Genomic DNA, 1,837 nt, shown 5'->3' on the forward strand with positions numbered 1-1,837 from the left:
CGCGTCGGCCCAATCAATACGGCCCGAACAAACTGCTGGACAACCTGCTGCGTGACTACGTCGGCACCCACTACAGCTACGACGAGCGCGGCAACCTCAAGGAACGCCTGCACAACGGCAAGAAATCCCACTTCACCTGGGATTTGTACGACCGTCTGATCGGCTACGCAGATGACCGACTGACCGTCAGCTTTGCCTACGACGCGCTGGGCCGCCGCCTGTTCAAGCTGTCCAAAGCCAAGTACCACGACCGCCGTGAAGCCGGGCCGATGTGGAACAAGATGGAGCGGGCCAAGCTCGACGAACAGTACGGCTGCGGCTACACCATCTATGGCTGGGACGGCGATATGCTGGCCTTCGAAAGTCGCAACAACGACAAGAGCGAACGCCTAACCCACTACTTTTTCGAGCCGGGTAGTTTTGTGCCGGTGGCTCAGGCGGTGGAACAACGCAGCATCCAACTGCTGCCCGAGCCGGCCTATGAAGGCGCTTACGACATCGACCGTGACCCGTTGTGGCAGCACAAATTTAAGCCTGAGACCTTCAGCACCGTGGCGTGGTACCAATGCGACCACCTCGGCACGCCGATGGAGCTGACCGACGAACACGGAGACATCGCCTGGGCCGGGGTCTACAAAGCCTGGGGGCTGGCCAAGGAACAGCGTAGCGAGACTGCCAAACGGGCGGACATCCGCAATCCGTTGCGCTTTCAAGGCCAGTACTTCGATGTGGAGACCGGGCTGCACTACAATCGCTATCGGTACTATGATCCACAGGTCGGGCGGTTTATTGGTAAGGACCCGATTGGATTTGCGGGTGGGCTGAACATCTATGCGTATGGGCCGAATCCGGTTGAGTGGATTGACCCTCGCGGGTTGTCGCCGCAATCTATCGCAAAATCGATTGCCGAGTTGAAGGCTGGTCGTAGCGTGACTGTATGCTCTTATAAAGATGCTGTTGCGGTCCTCTTCGGTGCATTCCCAGATGCGCAAAAAGCAGCAGGTGCGGGTGATAAATCTGCGGAAAAAACGGCCAGGGATAAAGCCGCATTTAAGTCAAATCGACAAAATGGATCAGGACTAGCTTCTTATCATATGGATTTTAAGACAAACCCAGTTTCCGGAAATCTTTTTGGACACGACTCCCTACCTGACGGGCATCCGCACAAGACGACACCACACATAAATATCGTCACACCTGAAGGAAACAAGGTAGATATCTTTGTTGATCGCGACTCTAAATGCCGTAACGGAAGAAGGAGGAAAGCATGATGGCCCAACAAGACATTGCACACCTACAACAACGAATAAACAACAAAAAATGCATTTGGATTAATACCGAGCACGAGAAAAATGGCGAGCTTGAAAAAACTGAGTTCTTCTTACGAAAAACTAACGGCGGCTACAAGGTTGGATTTGACCATTACTTGGATAAATATGAAGACGCTACCGACCTATATTTTTCGTACATACGAAAAGATTTTTTTGATCTTGCATCCGCTATTGAGTTTTCAGTTGAAAATCTCCCCATTGACCGAAAGCAACTCTTAAACGCTTAAGTACAACATCCGCACTGACGATAGCTGGACGGGCAGAAAAATAAAGAACACATATTTACAACCCTGAATTAGGCCAGAGGAACAAAACAGTGAAATCAATAGTTCGCTTGGGAGACACAACAGACCACGGCGGTATAGTCACCGAATCCATCCCCCACACCAACCTCAACGGTAAACCGATGGCTGGCAAGGGCCACATGGTGATGTGCCCCTTATGCAAAGGCCCCTTCCCGATCGCCGAAGGCAGCAGCACCTATTCCGTCAACGGTATCCCCGTAG

3 protein-coding genes are annotated in these 1,837 nt (G+C 52.2%); all 3 read left to right on the top strand.

Annotated features, from left to right (window positions below):
• On the top strand, positions 1 to 1,271 hold a 1,271-nt coding region (locus tag AACY42_RS28325), incomplete at its 5' end, for an RHS repeat domain-containing protein (protein ID WP_339483800.1).
• Positions 1,268 to 1,558 carry a hypothetical protein gene (locus tag AACY42_RS28330; RefSeq protein ID WP_339483801.1) on the top strand — a complete coding sequence of 97 codons (291 nt, stop codon included), beginning with the start codon at positions 1,268 to 1,270 and terminating at the stop codon, positions 1,556 to 1,558. The genes AACY42_RS28325 and AACY42_RS28330, both read left to right, overlap by 4 nt.
• A gap of 89 nt (positions 1,559 to 1,647) precedes the next feature.
• Positions 1,648 to 1,837, top strand: a 190-nt coding sequence (locus AACY42_RS28335) for a PAAR domain-containing protein (RefSeq protein WP_339483802.1), incomplete at its 3' end; no start/stop codon positions are given.

The sequence above is a fragment of the Pseudomonas sp. RL_5y_Pfl2_73 genome (assembly GCF_963970515.1).
Classification (GTDB): Bacteria; Pseudomonadota; Gammaproteobacteria; order Pseudomonadales; family Pseudomonadaceae; genus Aquipseudomonas.